The following is a 17,601-nucleotide window of genomic DNA, read 5'->3' as shown; positions in this document are numbered from 1 at the left end:
AACATTTTATTATTATGATGTTATCGATATTAGCAAAAGTAATACTTTCACTTTGTAATTAAAAATTTTAATTTTATGACTCAGGTAAGAAAAATTACAGCCTGACGGCACCATATTTATTTAACCCATATCTTTTTCTTATAGTTTGAAATTTCCTGACCTGTGACTGAGCACATTTAAATAAAAGACTGCTGTGCCATTTAGAGATATTCGTCTCTTTTTATTTGCTCGGGAAAACACATTAAAAATAAACCCGGAATTAAAATTTACCTTAAGTTATTAAATGGATATTTTATTATTACAAAAAAGCCGCTTTGAGTTTTAATAACTCAATATGGTTAGATAACTGCTGTTATTGACAATGGGTTTACGCAGTGGCTGTAATTATGTTTTATCTACAGACTAATACTACCATGCAGGAATATCCAGCAAGGTAATGTAACCCACAAAACTAATTAATAAAATCTATGTGTATTTTCTTAACGGAGCGAGTATCCCGGCTCGTAATCACGGTTAAAGAAAGGAATAGTGGAAATCAGAGGCAGGCTCAACAGCTCAGGTTTGCTGCCTGTCGCCTTTAACGATACGGCTCAACCTGCCCTAAAAACCGGCGAAAGCGATAAACAAGCAGGAGATAAACAACGATGAGGTACAGATGGAGGCAGCAATCGGGCTGTTGACGAGCATTGTCGTCTGTAACAGAAAAGCTGCGGGCCGGAGAACCGGCCCGCAAAGAAGTTTAACCTTCGTTGTGCATTTCGAGGCTTTCCACCTCGTTCTGACGCGCCAGCGCTTTGGCATCGTCATTACGTAGCGATTGCAGATACTCCAGATATTGCAGATCGACATCTTTCGTGACGTAGATACCGTTAAAGACCGAGCATTCAAACTGCTCAATATCCGGGTTTTCTTCACGTACCGCTTCGATCAAATCATTAAGATCCTGGAAAATCAGCGCATCGGCTTTAATCAGTTGGCGGATCTCTTCCACCTCACGACCGTGTGCAATCAGTTCCGTAGCGCTCGGCATATCGATGCCATAAACGTTCGGAAAACGGATTTCCGGTGCGGCAGAGGCCAGATAGACCTTTTTCGCGCCCGCTTCACGCGCCATCTCAATGATCTGTTCTGACGTGGTGCCGCGCACAATGGAATCATCCACCAACAGCACATTCTTATCGCGGAACTCAGCACGGTTGGCATTCAGTTTACGGCGCACCGCGTTACGACGCAGCTGCTGACCCGGCATGATAAAGGTACGGCCAACATAGCGGTTTTTTACAAAGCCCTGACGGTAAGGCTTATCAAGGATGCGAGCGATTTCCAGCGCCACGTCAGTGGAGGTTTCCGGTATTGGGATCACCACGTCAATATCCAGGTCTTCCCATTCGCGGGCGATTTTCGCGCCAAGCTTGGTGCCCATGCGTACACGGGCGCTGTAGACCGAAATCTTATCCAGGAAAGAGTCCGGGCGAGCAAAATAGACATATTCAAACAGGCATGGGTTATTACACGGATTTTCAGCACACTGGCGGGTATAGAGCTGACCGTTAACGGTGATATACACCGCTTCGCCCGGCGCGACGTCGCGCAGAAACTCAAAGCCCAGCGTATCCAGCGCCACGCTTTCCGAAGCCACCATATATTCAGTGCGACCTTCAGCCAGCTCACGCTTGCCCATCACCAGCGGACGGATACCGTTAGGATCGCGGAAGGCGACCATGCCGTGACCGATAATCATTGCCACGCAGGCGTAGGCACCGCGCACATGCTGATGTACGGCGGCAACGGCAGAGAAAATATCATCTGCTTCCAGCGGGTGATGCGGGCAGCGATCCAGCTCCTGCGCAAAAATATTCAGCAGAATTTCTGAATCCGAGGTGGTATTCACATGACGGCGGCCGCTTTCAAACAGTTGCTTACGCAGCTCGTGCGCATTGGTCAGGTTACCGTTGTGGGCCAGGGTAATACCGTACGGGGAGTTGACGTAGAAAGGCTGCGCTTCGGACGCGCTGGAGCTACCGGCGGTAGGATAACGCACATGACCGATGCCCATATTGCCCTGCAAACGCTGCATATGGCGAGCTTCGAACACATCGTTGACCAGCCCGTTGGCTTTGCGCAGACGGAAACAGTTCAGCGCATCGATGGTACAAATGCCTGCGGCATCCTGCCCACGGTGCTGGAGCACCGTTAACGCGTCATAAATCGACTGGTTGACCGGCATAAAACCGGTGATACCGACAATACCGCACATGTTGTCATATCCTCATTGGCCGCACACCCGGCGCGATTACCGGGGTAAAAAACTCGACGTGCTTTGCAGATAGTCAAAAAACCATCTGATGATGTAACTGAACTCAGGGATCAGCTGAGACTGCTGCCAGTCCGGGCTTTTGGAAAAGCCGGTAAAGGTATCGAGGAAGAACAGCATCGCTGAAACGATCAGCACGCCACGCAGTGCCCCGAAGCAGACCCCCAGTACTCTGTCGGTTCCCGACAAACCCGTTTTTTCGACCAGCGAGCCAATCACATAGTTCACTATTGCTCCGACAATCAGGGTAGCAATAAAGAGAACGGCGATGGCAATACCGTTGCGCACCAGCTGATCGTCAAATCCGGTGAACCAGACAGCAAGGAAGGGATAGTAATGACTGGCAACAAAGAATGCGCATCCCCAGGTGATAAGAGATAAAGCTTCCCGAACAAACCCACGAATCAGGCTGACAAGAGCAGAAAAACCAACAATCCCAATGATGACGTAATCTATCCAGACCATGAACTCTTCCAGCGACAGTGCCCCTGCATCCAGTTCGGGGCGCATTCTAACAGAAAAAGAAAACGTTTGCGTAGCGTTTTCCCCATCCCATAAAAATAAAAAAGCGAATAAAAAAACCGCAGCGGGAGCAGGCGCAGCGGCAATCCCCGTGCGGGGATCCACTGCTGCGCGGGCTCTTTAGCGTGCGCTGTAAGGTTTAACCACGCCGCTCAGGCCAGAGATACTTTTCAGTTCGCCTACCGCAGCCTGCATTTTAGCCTTTGAGGCATCCGGACCAACGTAGATGCGGGTAATCTGCCCCTGTACCGGCGTTGACGGCACGGTCCAGGCACGATAGCCGGAGAGACGCAGCTGCGCCACAATCTCATTCACCTTGGCAGCATTTTTCAGCGCGCCCAGCTGTACCATCCAGGCTTGCCCTGTCGGGGCCGTTTGCTCTGCCGGTTTCGGCGTTTCCACCGGCTTTGGCGTCTCTACCGGTTTCGGCTTCGGCGTTTCTACTGGCTTAGGCTTCGGTTTCGGTTGCTCAACCGGCTTCGGTCGCTCTGTTTTCACTTGTGGCGGCGACTGCACCACCGGCGGCGGCGCGACTACCGATGGTTCGCTGTTGGGCTGCGGTATCGCAGCGCCGTTATCGCCCGTCTGCTGCGGACGATTACTGTCGCCTCCGATCGCCGCGCCAGCGCCTTCTGGCGGCTGGGATGGCAGCGACTGCGTGACCGGCGGCACCATATCGCTATCCTGCTGATCGTCCGGTTTCGGCACCAGCGGGATCGCTGCAAATTCCTCTTTATAATGCTTTTTTTTCCCGTCAAGCAGGCCCGGCAATACAATGACGCCAACGGCGACCAGAATAACCGTGCCGACTAAACGGTTCTGAAACTTACTTGCCACTGCCCTTCTCCGTTTCCATCGCTTCCATGACCTGTGCCACGGTATGGAATGATCCACATACCAGCACAATATCCTGTACAGCTGCCTGCTGCATGGCGGCCTGCCATGCTTCGGTAACAGAACCAAAGGCGATTGCCCGATCCGTTTGTAGCTCGGCCATTAGCTGCTCTGCGCTGGCACCGCGCGGGCCTTCCAGCGGCGCTAAATACCAGCAATCAACCTGCAGTGCCAGAGATGCCAACGTACCGGCAATATCTTTATCATGCAGCATGCCCACTACCGCATGCACCTGCCCCGCTTTTGGCAGCTGCGCCAGTCGTGCGGCCAGATAACCTGCTGCATGTGGATTGTGCGCCACGTCCAGAATCACCTGCGGCTGCTGTGCCACGGTCTGGAAGCGTCCCGGCAGCACCGCTTTATCCAGATGCTGACGAATAATCGCTTCGCTGACGTGCAGGCCAGAGGCGCTCAGTGCCGCCAGTGCGGTGGCCGCGTTAGGCAGCGGCACCTGCGGCAGTGGCAGATTTTCCAGCGTTATGCTGGCATTGCAAAAACGCCAGCCGCTCTCCTGCGATTGCCAGCGCCAGTCGCGGTCCAGCTGCAGCAGCTGCGCGCCTTTTTCCTGCGCCACCTGGGCGATACTCTGCGGCATGTCAGGCTCGCCGACCACGGCAGGTTTGCCTGCGCGGAAAACGCCCGCCTTTTCACGGCCAATGCTTTCACGATCCGGTCCCAGCCAGTCGGTATGGTCCAGCGCGATACTGGTGATCACCGCCACGTCCGCATCCACGATATTGGTGGCATCAAGGCGACCACCCAGTCCCACTTCCAGAATCACCACGTCCAGCGCCGCCTGTTTAAACAGCTGCAGCGCCGAGAGCGTACTGAACTCAAAATAGGTCAGCGAGGTTTCGCCGCGCCCTGCTTCAATCGCCGCAAAGCTGGCGGTATGCGCCGTTTCCGGCAGTTCATCGCCCTGAATACGCACCCGCTCGGTATAGCGCAGCAGATGCGGCGAGCTGTAAACGCCAACGCGATAACCGGCGGCTATCAGCAGCGTCTCCAGGGTGCGGCAGGTGGTGCCTTTGCCGTTAGTGCCGGCAACGGTAAACACACAGGGGGCGGGTTTTAACAGATCGAGCGTACGGGCTACGCGTTCAACGCGCGTCAGACCGAGATCGATGGCCTGCGTATGCAGACGCTCAAGATAATAAAGCCACGCGGCCAGAGGCGACGTGGCTTGAGGAAGGTGAAGATTTTCCATGGATCCCGTTCACAAGGTTACGGTTCATTGGTGAAAGGCGTCGTGAAAGACGCCTTTCCATCATCTGTCAGGCCTCTTGGCTTTCCGATTTCGGCTCGTCCGGCTGATCAACGTGATCGGGCAGCGGCGCAGGCAGATTCTGCATTTTCGCCAGCAGGCTCGCCAGTTTATAGCGCATTTCCGGACGGCGGATAATCATATCGATCGCGCCTTTTTCAATCAGGAACTCGCTGCGCTGGAAGCCCGGCGGCAGTTTTTCACGTACCGTCTGCTCAATCACGCGCGGGCCGGCAAAACCAATCAGCGCTTTCGGCTCCGCCACGTTCAGGTCGCCCAGCATGGCGAAACTGGCGGAAACGCCGCCCATGGTCGGGTCGGTTAATACAGAAATATAAGGCAGACCGCGCTCACGCATTTTCGCCAGCGCTGCACTGGTTTTCGCCATCTGCATCAGCGACATCAGCGCTTCCTGCATACGGGCGCCGCCACTGGCGGAGAAACAGATCAGCGGGCAGTTATCTTCCAGCGCCTGCTCTACGGCACGGACAAAGCGCGCGCCGACGACGGAGCCCATTGAGCCGCCCATAAAGGAGAATTCAAACGCAGCGGCCACAATTGGCATGCTGTGCAGCGTGCCCTTCATGACGATCAGCGCGTCTTTCTCTTCAGTTTCTTTCTGCGCCGCAGCCAGGCGATCCTTATACTTTTTGGAGTCGCGGAACTTGAGAACGTCTTTCGGTTCCAGTTCGCTACCCAACTCAACCAGCGTGCCCTGATCTAACAGGCTGTGCAGGCGCTCGCGCGCATGCATACGCATGTGATGGTCGCATTTTGGGCAAACTTCCAGGTTGCGCTCCAGCTCGGCACGGTAAAGCACCTGCCCGCAGCTGTCGCATTTTGTCCAGACCCCTTCAGGAATGTTTGCTCTGCGCGACGGGGTAATTGTGCTCTTATTGAGAATTCGTTCAATCCAGCTCATTGATGACCTTTCTGTTTGAACCTGGTGAGACCAGTTTTTCTTGTTGCTGCTGAAGCCGTCTTCAGCAGACCATAAATGTCGCTCATTAAACCATAACCATTACGCGCTGTGGATAAAAATCTGGTCATACCCGTTAGCGCCGATAGCTTAAGGCTGTTTTTGCTGGCGGGCCGCACGGCGATGACGCCACACTTCCACCACGCCCGGCAGTATCGATACCACGATGATCGCCACAATCAACAGCTTCAGATTTTCCTGAACCATCGGCAGCGCGCCAAAGAAGTAGCCCGCATAAGAGAACAACAGCACCCACAGCAGCGCGCCGGCTACGTTAAACAGCGCGAAATGGCGATAAGACATATGTCCCATGCCCGCGACGAACGGCGCAAAGGTGCGGACGATCGGCACGAAGCGCGCAAGAATAATGGTTTTTCCGCCGTGACGCTCGTAAAAAGCGTGGGTTTTATCCAGATAGCTGCGGCGGAAAATACGCGAGTTGGGATTGCTGAAGAGCCGTGCGCCAAACAGCCGCCCAATAGTGTAGTTAACCGCATCGCCCAGCACCGCAGCGATCACCAGCAGCGTTACCATAACATGCACGTTGAGATCGTTATCCGGCAGCGCCGCCAGCGCGCCTGCAACAAACAGCAGCGAATCGCCGGGTAAAAACGGCGTCACCACCAGTCCGGTTTCGCAAAACAAAATCAGAAACAGAATGGCGTATACCCACATGCCATACTGCGCCACCAGCTCGGCCATATGGACATCAATATGCAGGATAAAATCAACAACAAAATGGATTAGATCCATAACTCTTCCTTAGTGAGCGGCAGCGCCTGAAAGTTAATCTTCGAGAAACAGCGGCCCCATCGGGGGCCGGGGTAAAGCAAAATGCGCCGGGTAATCAACGGCGACCAGATAAAGTCCCTCCGCTTTGGCCGTTGCGGCGGCCAGCTTACGATCTTTGGCCGCCAGCAGCTCAGCCATCCAGCCTTCAGGCTGATTGCCGCAGCCGATCTCCAGCAAACTGCCAACGATATTGCGCACCATATGATGGACAAACGCGTTGGCCTTGATATCTACCACCACATAACCGCCGTGGCGGCTGACGTTAAGGTGCATCACATTACGCCAGGGCGTGCGCGACTGGCACTGCACCGCACGAAACGAGGTAAAGTCGTTTTCGCCCAACAAACACTGCCCGGCGCGGTGCATTTTTTCCACATCCAGCGGCAGATGAAAATGCGTTACGCCACCGTGCAAAATCGCCGGACGCAGCCGGTGATTATAAATCACATAGCGATAACGCCGCGCCGTTGCGCTAAAGCGCGCATGAAATTCGTCCGGCACCGCTTTTACCCACCGCACAGCAATATCGTCCGGCAAATTAGCGTTGACGCCCAACGTCCAGGCGGCGTCTTTCCGCACCGACGTGGTTTCAAAATGCACCACCTGGCCGGTGCCGTGTACGCCCGCATCGGTACGTCCGGCACAAAATACCGTAACGTCATGGTTTGCCACCTGCGACAGTGCCTGCTCCAGACGTGCCTGCACGCTGCGCACTTCCTGCTGTCGCTGCCAGCCATAATAACGGCTGCCGTCATATTCAATACCGAGCGCCAGTTTACTGACGCCCGGGTTAACCGCCTGCGTCATTAGTACAGATACTCCTGTACCAGCTTTTCAGCAGTTTTTATCGCCATCAGCGCGCCGCCGAAGCGCACGTTATCGGCCACCGACCAGAACTGCAGCAGTTCCGGGATACCGTAATCGTTACGCAGACAACCCACATTGAGATTGGCATTATCTGAGGCATCCGTTACCTGAGTCGGATAGTTGTTTTCATCCGACAACACAATCTCATCGATGCGCGACAGCTCATCGCGCGCCTCTTCCGCTGAAAGCGGACGCAGGCTTTCCAGATGCACAATCTGCGCATTGCCGTAAAACACCGGCGCCTGCACGCTGCTGACCGCGATCGGTAATCCTTCGTCCTGCAGCACTTTACGCACCTGCTCAACCAGACGACGTTCGCTTTCCACGCTGCCGGTGTTGTCCGGCAACTGCGGCAACAGGTTAAACGCTAACTGACGGCCAAAGTGATGCTCTTCGGCTGGCAGGCCGTTCAGCAGACGCGCACTTTCGCCCGCCAGCGAATCTACCGCCGCCTTGCCGTGCGCCGATACCGACAGCAGATTAGTCACCTGCAGACGGCCCAGACCGGCCTGATCGGTAAGCGGCTTGATGGCGCTCAGCAGCTGACTGGTCAGGCTGTCCGCAACGCTAATGATATTGCGGTTACGGTAGTCCGCCAGCACCTGAGGATTCACATCCGGCACCACCAGCGGCACATCCGGTTCCAGCGCAAACAGATCGCTGCTGTCAATCACCAGACAACCTGCGCTGGCCGCTTCCTCTGCGTAGCGCGCCGACGCATCGCGACCGGCCACAAAAAAGGCCAGCTGCGCCTGCGACCAGTCAAATTCACTGGCGTCCTGAACGCGCAAAGAGTGCCCGGCAAACCGTACGCTTTCTCCAGCGCTACGCTCGCTTGCCAACAAATACATTTCACCAACCGGGAACTGGCGTTCGGCCAGCAACTCCAGTAAAGCGTTCCCTACTGCGCCTGTCGCGCCTAAAAGCGCAATATTCCAGCCGTCAGACATGTTGGTTTACTCCAGACAATGACATAAAAACAGAAGGCGGTGATATTCACCGCCCGTTGATTCAGATTATTCCCCTGCGATAAGCGCAGGCGAAATAATAAGGGTTATGCTGGCTGATGGACCGCATTAAAGCCCAGCTTTTGCAGCAGCGCCGCCGCGTCAGCGTTATCACACTCAACCCGCAGCGATGACCATTCGCGTCGTTCCAGATATTGCTTGCGCAGGCGATCAAATTCACCGGGCTGGCCTGCGACTTTTCTCAGCGGCGCATCATCGCGGCGCACATCATACACCAGATGCGCCAGACGTTTTAGCGTTGGCTGATCCAGCGGGCCGCGCAGCGTAATGCGGTCAAACTCTGGCGCAGGCAGCAGCGTCTCCAGCGCCACCTGCTGCGCCTGACCGATAAAGCGCGTCCAGGCTTCAAATACCTGCGTGGTGCCGCGCGCTTTTCCTTCCAGCGTATAGCCAGCAATATGCGGAGTGCCGATATCTACCCGCTCCAGCAGCGCCACGTTCAGATCCGGCTCCGGTTCCCACACATCCAGCACCACGCTTAAATCGCGACGCTGCTGCAGCACCCGCAGCAAGGCGGCGTTATCCACCACCGATCCACGGCAGGCATTGATTAAAATCGAGTCCGGCTGCAACGCCTGCAGCAGCGTTTCATCGGCCAGGTGCAGCGTCTGATAAGGCCCCGCTTTATGCAGCGGCGTATGGAAGGTCAGCACATCCGCTTCCGCCACCAGCTTCTCCAGTGAATGAAACTCACCCGCGTCGCCGCGATCGGCACGTGGCGGATCGCACAGCAGCGTCTTAATGCCCAGCGCTTCGAGCCGTTTTTGCAGACGCCCGCCAACGTTGCCGACGCCCACAATCCCCACGGTGCGATCGCTTAGCTGAAAGCCATCGCGTTCCGCCAGCATCAGCAGTGCAGAAAAAACGTATTCCACTACGGCGATGGCGTTGCAGCCGGGCGCAGCGGAAAAGCCAATCCCGGCGCGCGCCAGAAAATCCTCATCGACATGATCGGTGCCTGCCGTGGCGGTGCCAACAAACTTTATCCCTTTGCCGCCCAGCAGCGCCTCATTCACCTTGGTGACCGAGCGTACCATCAGCGCATCCGCATCGTTCAGTGCCTCGGTGGGAACGGGCCGACCAGGTACCGCAACCACTTCCCCGGTGCGGCTAAATAGCTCACGGGCATAAGGCATATTTTCATCTACCAGAATTTTCACAACGGCTTTCCTGCATCAGCTGAAAAATTGGCGGTTATGTTGCCATATCCAGACAGGGAATTCATGCCGCGACGTGCCGTCCACGCGCCCGGTAGCGTTCCGGCGTGGTGCCCGCCTGCTGCTGAAACATAACGATCAGCGCGGAAGAGGAACTGTAGCCCAGTTCCAGCGCAATATCCTGCACCTGCATCCCCTGCTCCAGCAGCGAAATTGCCTGCAGGAATCGCAGCCGCTGTCGCCACTCGCTAAAAGTCATCCCCAACTGAGCCTGGCAGCGCCGCGCCAGCGTACGCTCGGTGGTATAGACCTGCTTCGCCCACTGCGCCAGCGTACGGTTATCACCGGGATAGTTTTCCAGCGCCTGCAGCACCGGCGCCAGATATTTATCATCGGAGCGCGGCAGATAGCTCTCCTGCACTGGCGCCTGCAACAGTTGATCCAGCACCACTTCGCAGAGGCGTAAATCAGCCGTGATCTGCGGTATATGCAGCTGCCGCGCGGCAAAATCGGCCATAATCGCCTTAACGATCGGACCGCTTTGGATCAGACAAGCCTGCTGCGGCATGCCGACGCAGCGTTCCACAGCGATATTAAAGGTCAGTAGCCGGGTATGCTTATGGTTATAGCTGGCATGTTGATGCTCAGGCGGGATCCAGACCGGGAACGCGGCGGGCGTCAGCAGACGTTTGCCCTCCACCTCTATCTGCAATACGTTCCCTTCGACAAAAATTAGTTGCCCCCAGCGGTGCGCGTGCGGCAAATATTCCGTACGGGCATTGGTTTGCTCATAACGCAGGAAGAAACGGAAATCGCTGGCAAAGGCGGGTTCCTGATAAACAAGCTGAACCATCTTTTCTCCCGGCTGCGCCGAACGCCTGTCTGTCCGGTCAGTGATACATTTTGTCTGATATTAACTATCTGTCTGAAAACGGACAAGCGTACACTGTCCACTATTGATTCAAAGACGTTGAAACCATTATGAGCTTTTTATTTCCCCTGTTTGCGGTGCTGATCTGGTCGGTTAACGCCATTGTCAGCAAGCTTTCCGCTGGCGCTATCGATCCGGCGGCCATCTCCCTTTATCGCTGGCTGCTGGCGCTGCTGGCGCTAACGCCCTTTGTGCTGCCTGCCGTCTGGCGCAACCGTCGTGAGGTGGCGCAGGTATGGTGGAAGCTGCTGGTGCTTGGCCTGTTGGGTATGGTGCTGTACCAGTGTCTGACCTATTACGCAGCGCACAGCGTGACTGCTCTGTTTATGGGCATCCTGAACGCGCTGATCCCGCTGCTGACGGTACTGTTAAGCGTGGTTATTCTGCGTGTTGCGCCGACGCTGGGAATTCTGCTGGGAAGCCTGCTTTCATTCGGCGGGCTGACCTGGCTGGTAAGCCAGGGGAACCCGGCTCAGCTGCTGACGCACGGCATGGGCAAAGGCGAACTCATGATGTTTGCCGCCTCAACCTCGTACGCACTCTATGGTGTCCTGACCCGGCGTTGGGCGCTTACCCTGCCGGGCTGGCAAAGCCTCTATATGCAGATTTTCTTCGGTGTACTGTTGCTACTTCCCGGTTTTTTACGTGCGCCGGATATCAGCCTGAACGCCCAGAATATCCCGCTGGTGCTGTTTGCCGGTATTCCCGCCTCGATTATCGCGCCGTTCCTCTGGATCCAGGGTGTACTGCGCATGGGTGCCAGCACCACCAGCATTTTCATGAATCTGGTGCCGATATTTACTGCGATAATTGCCGTGCTGTTTTTGCATGAAACCCTGCAAAGCTATCATTTTATCGGCGGCGGCATTACGCTGCTTGGCGTGATTGTGGCGCAGCGCCTGCGCATACCGCTGACCGCCGCTCAGCGTGCGGCTAACGATCCAGCGGCCTGACGCGCTAAGATTGTACGCTTTTTCCGCGCTAAATCGGGCCGGTGCTGCGACTTCCCCGCATCGGCCCGTAATAAACGCCGCCGGTAATGAATTATCCCACCTGATTCCCTACATTTTCCGCGCCAGGATTGGTATCATAGCCGACTATTCTACTTTTCCGGCGCGCCCCGGATATTGACCTGCCGTTTTAAGGATTCCGCCATGCAACCTCTTACTGGCCCCGGCGCGCCCCAGGGCGATCGTACTACTGTACCCGGCGTATCCGGCCAGGCCCCGCGCAGCGGCGGCACGCCCGGCGAGCAACCGCTTTCTCCTGGCCAGCGCACTACGCTGGAAAGGCTGGTGGTGCGCATTATGTCGCTCAGTACCCTGAAAGCGCCTGAGCTGTGGGCGGGATTACGCCGCGAGGTGGGAGTGAAAAACGATGCCGAGTTGCAGTCGCGCCACTTCCCCGCTGCGGAAAACTTCCTTAATGGCAGGCTTACGCAGGTACAAAATAATCACGCGACCCGCCAACTGTTACACCAGCTGACCGAGCTGCTGCCGCAGGGCAATAATCGCCAGGCCGTTAGCGATTTTATCCGCCAGCATTTTGGTCATACGGTGCTCAGTTCGCTGTCGCAGGATCAGCTACGTCAGGTGCTGACCATGTTGCAGAACGGTCAAATGACCATTCCGCAGCCGCAATTAACGCGCAACAGCGATCGCTCGCTGCTGCCTGCAGAACATCAGACGCTGAATCAACAAGTGGTCAAACTGGCGGCCGCAACCGGCGAGCAGCCCTCAACGGTCTGGTCATCGACCCTGAAGCTGGTCGGTCTGAAAAGCGGCGATCCTATCCCGTTACGCCACTTTCCGCTGCTGACGCAATATTTGCAGGTTCGTCAGACACTGAGCCAGCAGCATGCCCCGACGCTGCATATGCTGGAGGCCGCGCTGAAGCATCCGCTGGATAACGCTGAACAGCAGATGTTAGAAACGTACAGCCTGCAAAATTTCCAGGCGACGCCGCAGACCATTCTGACTACCGCGCAGGCGCAGGATCTGCTAAACCTGCTGTTTTCCCGTCGCGCCGAGCGCATTAGCGACAGCGAGACGCCGCGCGTAGCCAGCGATATTAATCCGCAACCCATCTATAACCCGCTGGTTCCCTGGCTTCCGGCGCCGCTGCAGCCGCTGGCGAACCGGCCTGCTCTGGCTGCGCTGATAGTGCTGCTGGTTATTGGCCTGCTTTGGCTGCTGTTTTAATTAACAGCCGCAGTCACGCGCCGTAGCCTGTTGCGGCCATTCGCCAGGGCTATCTCCTGTAACAACCGGATGCTGGTCGCGACGCCAAAAATCGAGTCCGCCGATCAGCTCCTTTACCCGCAGCCCGGCGCTGGCCAGTTTCCACGCCGCCTTAGTCGAACCATTGCAGCCGATGCCATCGCAGTAGGTGATATAGACCTTGCTGCGATCGAGGCGCGCCAGACTCTCCGGCGTCATATCGCGATGGGGAAAATTCACTGCGCCGCAGATATGCCCGGCCTGCCACGCCTGCGCTGAACGCGCATCTATTACCACGATCTCCGTTACACCATTGGCTAAGTCTTCAGCTACGTCCCATGCATCCGCATAATACGCCAGTTTATGCGCCAGCCAGGCTGCGCTGGCCTCCGCTTCAGGTGGGGGGAAAGCCAGAACGCTGGAAGTGATTGACATGTTTTTTCTCCGTTGGTTTTTCTGCCATCATAGCGGCTCTTCGGTATGATGACTGATACCGATTATTCTTTGCTGATAAGACCCATTATGGCCTCGCTTAGCGCACGTATCTCCATGCTTTATGCTACCCAAACGGGCGCGACCCGGCGTGACCGGCTCTGCGGCGCGCTGCGTCAGACCATTAGCGAAGGCAGTCTGCCAGCAGGAAGCCGTCTGCCCTCTTCGCGTTTATTGGCCGCTGAGCTAAAACTGTCACGGGTAACGACAGAGGCCGCCTACGGCCAACTGGAAAGCGAAGGCTATCTGCATCGCAAAACCGGCCAGGGAACGTTTGTCGCTATTACGGTGCGCGCTCCCGCTGCCAGCAGATCCGCCGCCGCGTTGCCCTTTACCCCTTCAGCACGAGCGGCAACGGTCATCGCCAGCGGAGGCTGCCAGGATCCGCCCTTTCCTCACGCTTTTGCCGCTGGCTCGCCGGAACTGCGCGCATTTCCTCACGAGCTGTGGCGCAGGCTCACCGCTCGCCAGCAAAGAGTGCATGGCAACACCCTGATGCGTTATGGCGATCCACAAGGCTGGCTGCCGCTGCGTCAGGCATTAAGCACCTGGCTGGCTCAGGCGCGCGGCGTGCGCTGTGAGCCTGAGCAGCTGCTGGTGTTAACCAGCTCACAGCAGGCATTACAGATGCTGGCGCTGCTACTGCTCGACAGCGGCGAAGAGGTGTGGATGGAAAATCCGGGCTATCCCGGGGCACGCCACGCTTTTCATAGTGCAGGCGCGCGCGTGACTGGCATAGCGGTTGATGAGCAGGGAGCCATACCCGGCGACGGTACGCCACGGCTTATCTATCTGACGCCCTCGCATCAATATCCCATTGGCCCGGCGCTTAGCCTTGAACGTCGGCTGGCGTGGCTGGCGCTGGCGGAAAAGCGGCAAAGCTGGATTATCGAAGATGATTACGACAGCGAATTCTGGTACGACGCGCAGCCGATGCCCGCCATGCAGGGACTGGCGCCACAGCGCACCATCTATCTTGGCACCTTTTCCAAATCGCTGTTCCCTTCGCTGCGTCTGGCATGGATGGTGGTGCCTGAGCCGCTGGTGACGCCGCTGATCCGTTTACGAAGCGTGATAGATGGGCACAGCGCACAGCTGCCGCAGGCGGTGACCGCAGCCTTTATTGAGCAGGGCCATTACGCAGCGCATCTGCGGCTGATGCGCCAGCTTTATCACAGCCGGCGTGATCTGCTGCAGGAACGGCTTGCCGAGCTGTTGCCCGACCAGCTGGAGGTGCTGCCCTGCCGTGGCGGACTGCAGATGACGGTTTTACTGCGTAAAGGGAATGAAGCTGAGCTGACCGCACGAGCGGCGGCGCAACAGCTGCTGTTACCGCGTCTGGCACCCTGCTGGCTCAACGATATGCCGGAACAGCAGGGCTGGCTGCTGGGGTTTTCCGCGCTGGAGCGCGCGGAAATCATCAGCGGCGTGAACCGGCTGGCGGGCCTGTTCTGAATCTATGCCCGCCAGTAATGATAAACGCTATTATGGTGCGGATGGTGTTTTTACCTGACGCACCATTAACAGCGACAGCAGCAGGCCAAGCAAAGCACATGCGGCAGCGGCAAAATAAACCGAGCCATACCCCAGCGAGGTCGCCAGCAGGCCGGTCAGCGGTCCGCTGATGCCGTAGGCCACATCCTGAAAGGCAGCGAATCCGCCCAGCGCCGTGCCTCGCACCTGCGGCGCTACGCGTTTCACCACTTCCACGCCCAACGCCGGGAAGACCAGCGAACAGCCGCAGCCGGTCAGCGCCGCGCCCGCCAGCGCCATCCAGCCGTTGAATGAAAATCCCAGCAGCACCAGTCCAGCCGCCTCAATGGCCAGTGAAGCTACCGCAACGCGCACGCCGCCCAAACGGTCAGGCAAGTTGCCAAAAAAGATGCGCATCAATACAAAAGCACCGCCAAAGGCGCTCAGAGCAAAACCCGCATTGCCCCAGTGACGCTCTGCAAACCATAGCGAAGTAAAGGTGCCAATGACTGCAAAACCCACGCCCTGCAGCGCCAGCGCGCTGCCCGGTGACAGAATTTGCCCCACCACGCGCCACAGCGATGGGCGTTCGCCGCTCTGGGTTGGAACCGCCCGGATCCTGCTGTTCAACCCCAGTGCCAGCAGCGGCAGGACAAGCGCAACGATGCCCAGCCCGCTAAACCCCCAGTGCGCATGGATCCACAGCCCCAGCGGCGCGCCAGCCGCCAGCGCGCCATAGATGGCCATGCCGTTCCAGGACATTACAAGGCCGGAGCGCTTCGGCCCGACCAGCCCCAGTCCCCAGGTCATGTTGCCGGTCAACAGCAGGCTTTCGCCAAACCCTAACAGCAGTCGTCCCAGCGCCAGCAGCGCGAATTTCCCTGCCGCTGGCAGCGCCAGCTGAGCCGCCAGCAAATAGGCGACGCCAACCAACGCGATTGCCATCATGCCCTGCTGGGTAGTGATTTTTGCGCCGTGGCGATCGGCCCGCTTGCCGGCCAGTCCACGCGTCAACAGCGTGGCGAAAAACTGGATACCCACCGCCACGCCGACCATGAGATTGCTGTAACCCAGCTCCTGATGTACAAACAGCGGAATAACCGGCAGCGCCAGGCCTGCGGTCAAATAGGTTAAAAATACCGCGAAGGAGGTGCAGGCAACTAAAGCCGTACTCCGGGAAGATGAATTGATTGTCGTCTCGGACATTCGTCATGTATCTCCTGAATATTGCGGACGCAGGTCAGTTACCGCGTCCATCACGCCAGCAGAGCACTGGTCTGAATGCGTTGGTAACGTGAGAGTTTACGCAATATCATGACGATAGCAGATTGCAGATACAAAAAAGCCCGGCTTTCGCCGGGCTTTTCATTAAACGATTACTGATATTTACGCAGCGTCAGCGTTGCGTTGGTGCCGCCAAAGCCGAAGCTGTTGGACATCACCGTGGTCAGTTGACGTTCGGTTGGCGTGGTAACGATGTTCATTCCTTCCGCCACCGGATCCAGCTCTTCCACGTTAATGCTTGGCGCGATAAAACCGTGCTCCAGCATCAGCAGGGTGTAGATCGCTTCCTGTACGCCTGCGGCACCCAGCGAGTGACCGGTCATGGCTTTGGTTGCGGAAATGGCCGGCTGGTTCTCGCCAAACACTTCACGAATCGCACCCAGTTCTTTCGCATCGCCAACCGGCGTTGAGGTGCCGTGGGTATTGATATAGTCGATAGGGGTATCCACGCCCTGCGTCGCCATTTTCATGCAGCGCACTGCGCCTTCGCCTGACGGGGCAACCATATCAGCGCCGTCGGAGGTTGCGCCGTAGCCCACGATCTCTGCGTAGATATGCGCGCCACGCGCCAGCGCATGTTCCAGCTCTTCAACTACAACCATACCGCCGCCGCCAGCGATAACAAAGCCGTCACGGTTGGCATCATAAGTACGGGACGCTTTTTCTGGCGTGTCGTTATAACGGGTAGAAAGCGCGCCCATGGCATCAAACTCACAGGCCATTTCCCAGCACAGCTCTTCGCCGCCGCCGGCAAAAACGATATCCTGTTTACCCAACTGGATCTGCTCTACCGCGTTACCGATACAGTGCGCGGAAGTGGCGCAGGCGGAGCTAATGGAGTAGTTAACGCCGTGGATTTTGAACGGCGTCGCCAGGCAGGCAGAAACGCCAGAAGCCATCGCTTTGGTTACTACATATGGACCCACTGCTTTCAGGCCGCGCGGGCTACGCATAGCATCAGCGCCAAACACCTGGAAACGCGGAGAACCGCCGCCGGAACCGGCAATCAGGCCCACACGCGGATTATTTTGGTAGGTTTCGTCGCTCAGCCCAGCGTCTTTAATCGCTTCAGCCATTGAAAGATAGGCATAAATGGACGCATCACTCATAAAACGCACGATTTTGCGATCGATGAGGCCGGTGGTATCAAGCTTAACGTTACCCCAGACGTGACTACGCATGCCGGAATCTTTCATCTCTTGAGAGAAGGTAATGCCAGAGCGACCTTCACGCAGAGATGCCAGGACTTCTTCCTGGTTGTTGCCAATGCTGGAAACGATTCCCAGGCCAGTAATCACTGCACGTTTCATCAAATACCTCTTCCATCATCATAATTAGGTTTTAGCAGGCACTCTAGCTTACACTTGTACGCCGAACAAGTCCGA

The 17,601-nt window shown here is 56.7% G+C and carries 16 protein-coding genes; 3 read left to right on the top strand and 13 right to left on the bottom strand.

Annotated features, from left to right (window positions below; translation table 11 throughout):
* Positions 1-739: 739 nt before the first annotated feature.
* The 10 genes from purF to ACQE32_RS01615 all read right to left on the bottom strand — a co-directional run bounded on the left by purF (position 740) and on the right by ACQE32_RS01615 (position 10,670).
* Complete coding sequence (gene purF / locus ACQE32_RS01660; protein ID WP_427021234.1) at positions 740-2,257, bottom strand: amidophosphoribosyltransferase; 1,518 nt, start codon at positions 2,255-2,257, stop codon at positions 740-742.
* Positions 2,258-2,293: 36 nt separating this feature from the next.
* Entirely contained in the window at positions 2,294-2,779 is a 486-nt protein-coding gene (gene cvpA / locus ACQE32_RS01655; RefSeq protein ID WP_085072315.1) for a colicin V production protein, read from the bottom strand.
* A 177-nt stretch (positions 2,780-2,956) separates the two neighbouring features.
* Complete coding sequence (gene dedD / locus ACQE32_RS01650) at positions 2,957-3,673, bottom strand: cell division protein DedD (protein ID WP_426971846.1); 717 nt, start codon at positions 3,671-3,673, stop codon at positions 2,957-2,959.
* The gene (gene folC / locus ACQE32_RS01645) at positions 3,663-4,937 is read right to left on the bottom strand and encodes a bifunctional tetrahydrofolate synthase/dihydrofolate synthase (protein WP_427021233.1); all 1,275 of its coding nucleotides are present in this window, start codon (positions 4,935-4,937) and stop codon (positions 3,663-3,665) included. Before folC ends, dedD begins: the two co-directional genes overlap by 11 nt.
* A gap of 67 nt (positions 4,938-5,004) precedes the next feature.
* Entirely contained in the window at positions 5,005-5,916 is a 912-nt protein-coding gene (gene accD / locus ACQE32_RS01640) for an acetyl-CoA carboxylase, carboxyltransferase subunit beta (RefSeq protein ID WP_426971844.1), read from the bottom strand.
* A 147-nt stretch (positions 5,917-6,063) separates the two neighbouring features.
* Complete coding sequence (locus ACQE32_RS01635; protein WP_250650471.1) at positions 6,064-6,726, bottom strand: DedA family protein; 663 nt, start codon at positions 6,724-6,726, stop codon at positions 6,064-6,066.
* Positions 6,727-6,759: 33 nt separating this feature from the next.
* On the bottom strand, positions 6,760-7,572 hold the full coding sequence (gene truA, locus ACQE32_RS01630; RefSeq protein ID WP_426971843.1) for a tRNA pseudouridine(38-40) synthase TruA: 813 nt from the start codon (positions 7,570-7,572) through the stop codon (positions 6,760-6,762).
* Positions 7,572-8,582, bottom strand: a complete 1,011-nt coding sequence (locus ACQE32_RS01625) for an aspartate-semialdehyde dehydrogenase (protein WP_426980732.1) — start codon at positions 8,580-8,582, stop codon at positions 7,572-7,574. The genes truA and ACQE32_RS01625 overlap by 1 nt, the downstream gene beginning before the upstream one ends.
* A gap of 104 nt (positions 8,583-8,686) precedes the next feature.
* Positions 8,687-9,820, bottom strand: a complete 1,134-nt coding sequence (pdxB, locus tag ACQE32_RS01620; protein WP_426980731.1) for a 4-phosphoerythronate dehydrogenase PdxB — start codon at positions 9,818-9,820, stop codon at positions 8,687-8,689.
* Between the two features lie 61 nt (positions 9,821-9,881).
* Entirely contained in the window at positions 9,882-10,670 is a 789-nt protein-coding gene (locus ACQE32_RS01615) for an AraC family transcriptional regulator (protein WP_426980730.1), read from the bottom strand.
* 128 nt (positions 10,671-10,798) lie between these two features.
* Here ACQE32_RS01615 and ACQE32_RS01610 point away from each other — a divergent pair, with 128 nt between their 5' ends.
* Together ACQE32_RS01610 and flk are read left to right on the top strand one after the other, a co-directional pair.
* Positions 10,799-11,701 carry a DMT family transporter gene (locus ACQE32_RS01610; RefSeq protein ID WP_426971839.1) on the top strand — a complete coding sequence of 301 codons (903 nt, stop codon included), beginning with the start codon at positions 10,799-10,801 and terminating at the stop codon, positions 11,699-11,701.
* A 201-nt stretch (positions 11,702-11,902) separates the two neighbouring features.
* Positions 11,903-12,949 (top strand): flagella biosynthesis regulator Flk, encoded by a 1,047-nt coding sequence (gene flk, locus ACQE32_RS01605; RefSeq protein WP_426980729.1) that lies wholly within the window; start codon positions 11,903-11,905, stop codon positions 12,947-12,949.
* Here flk and ACQE32_RS01600 read toward each other — a convergent pair whose 3' ends face one another.
* Positions 12,950-13,402, bottom strand: a complete 453-nt coding sequence (locus tag ACQE32_RS01600) for a rhodanese-like domain-containing protein (protein ID WP_250650477.1) — start codon at positions 13,400-13,402, stop codon at positions 12,950-12,952. It abuts the gene before it with no gap.
* A gap of 87 nt (positions 13,403-13,489) precedes the next feature.
* Between ACQE32_RS01600 and ACQE32_RS01595 the strand changes: the two genes are divergently transcribed.
* On the top strand, positions 13,490-14,914 hold the full coding sequence (locus tag ACQE32_RS01595; protein ID WP_427021740.1) for a PLP-dependent aminotransferase family protein: 1,425 nt from the start codon (positions 13,490-13,492) through the stop codon (positions 14,912-14,914).
* A 30-nt stretch (positions 14,915-14,944) separates the two neighbouring features.
* Here ACQE32_RS01595 and ACQE32_RS01590 read toward each other — a convergent pair whose 3' ends face one another.
* Together ACQE32_RS01590 and fabB are read right to left on the bottom strand one after the other, a co-directional pair.
* Complete coding sequence (locus ACQE32_RS01590) at positions 14,945-16,138, bottom strand: arabinose transporter (RefSeq protein ID WP_250650478.1); 1,194 nt, start codon at positions 16,136-16,138, stop codon at positions 14,945-14,947.
* Between the two features lie 170 nt (positions 16,139-16,308).
* Entirely contained in the window at positions 16,309-17,526 is a 1,218-nt protein-coding gene (fabB, locus tag ACQE32_RS01585) for a beta-ketoacyl-ACP synthase I (RefSeq protein WP_426973031.1), read from the bottom strand.
* Between the last annotated feature and the right edge of the window lie 75 nt (positions 17,527-17,601).

The organism is Pantoea sp. FN0302 (assembly GCF_050113775.1).
In the GTDB taxonomy this organism is placed as follows: Bacteria; Pseudomonadota; Gammaproteobacteria; order Enterobacterales; family Enterobacteriaceae; genus Mixta; species Mixta alhagi.
The sequence above is the reverse complement of the archived record's forward strand: the minus strand, read 5'-3'. Positions and strand labels throughout refer to the sequence as shown.

Excerpts from the sequence above, each read along its gene's own strand:
- purF (WP_427021234.1), bottom strand. The coding sequence starts at position 2,257 with ATGTGCGGTATTGTCGGTATCACCGGTTTTATGCCGGTCAACCAGTCG.
- cvpA (WP_085072315.1), bottom strand. The coding sequence starts at position 2,779 with ATGGTCTGGATAGATTACGTCATCATTGGGATTGTTGGTTTTTCTGCT.
- folC (WP_427021233.1), bottom strand. The coding sequence starts at position 4,937 with ATGGAAAATCTTCACCTTCCTCAAGCCACGTCGCCTCTGGCCGCGTGG.
- accD (WP_426971844.1), bottom strand. The coding sequence starts at position 5,916 with ATGAGCTGGATTGAACGAATTCTCAATAAGAGCACAATTACCCCGTCG.
- ACQE32_RS01635 (WP_250650471.1), bottom strand. The coding sequence starts at position 6,726 with ATGGATCTAATCCATTTTGTTGTTGATTTTATCCTGCATATTGATGTC.
- truA (WP_426971843.1), bottom strand. The coding sequence starts at position 7,572 with ATGACGCAGGCGGTTAACCCGGGCGTCAGTAAACTGGCGCTCGGTATT.
- ACQE32_RS01625 (WP_426980732.1), bottom strand. The coding sequence starts at position 8,582 with ATGTCTGACGGCTGGAATATTGCGCTTTTAGGCGCGACAGGCGCAGTA.
- ACQE32_RS01615 (WP_426980730.1), bottom strand. The coding sequence starts at position 10,670 with ATGGTTCAGCTTGTTTATCAGGAACCCGCCTTTGCCAGCGATTTCCGT.
- ACQE32_RS01610 (WP_426971839.1), top strand. The coding sequence starts at position 10,799 with ATGAGCTTTTTATTTCCCCTGTTTGCGGTGCTGATCTGGTCGGTTAAC.
- flk (WP_426980729.1), top strand. The coding sequence starts at position 11,903 with ATGCAACCTCTTACTGGCCCCGGCGCGCCCCAGGGCGATCGTACTACT.
- ACQE32_RS01600 (WP_250650477.1), bottom strand. The coding sequence starts at position 13,402 with ATGTCAATCACTTCCAGCGTTCTGGCTTTCCCCCCACCTGAAGCGGAG.
- ACQE32_RS01595 (WP_427021740.1), top strand. The coding sequence starts at position 13,490 with ATGGCCTCGCTTAGCGCACGTATCTCCATGCTTTATGCTACCCAAACG.
- ACQE32_RS01590 (WP_250650478.1), bottom strand. The coding sequence starts at position 16,138 with ATGTCCGAGACGACAATCAATTCATCTTCCCGGAGTACGGCTTTAGTT.
- fabB (WP_426973031.1), bottom strand. The coding sequence starts at position 17,526 with ATGAAACGTGCAGTGATTACTGGCCTGGGAATCGTTTCCAGCATTGGC.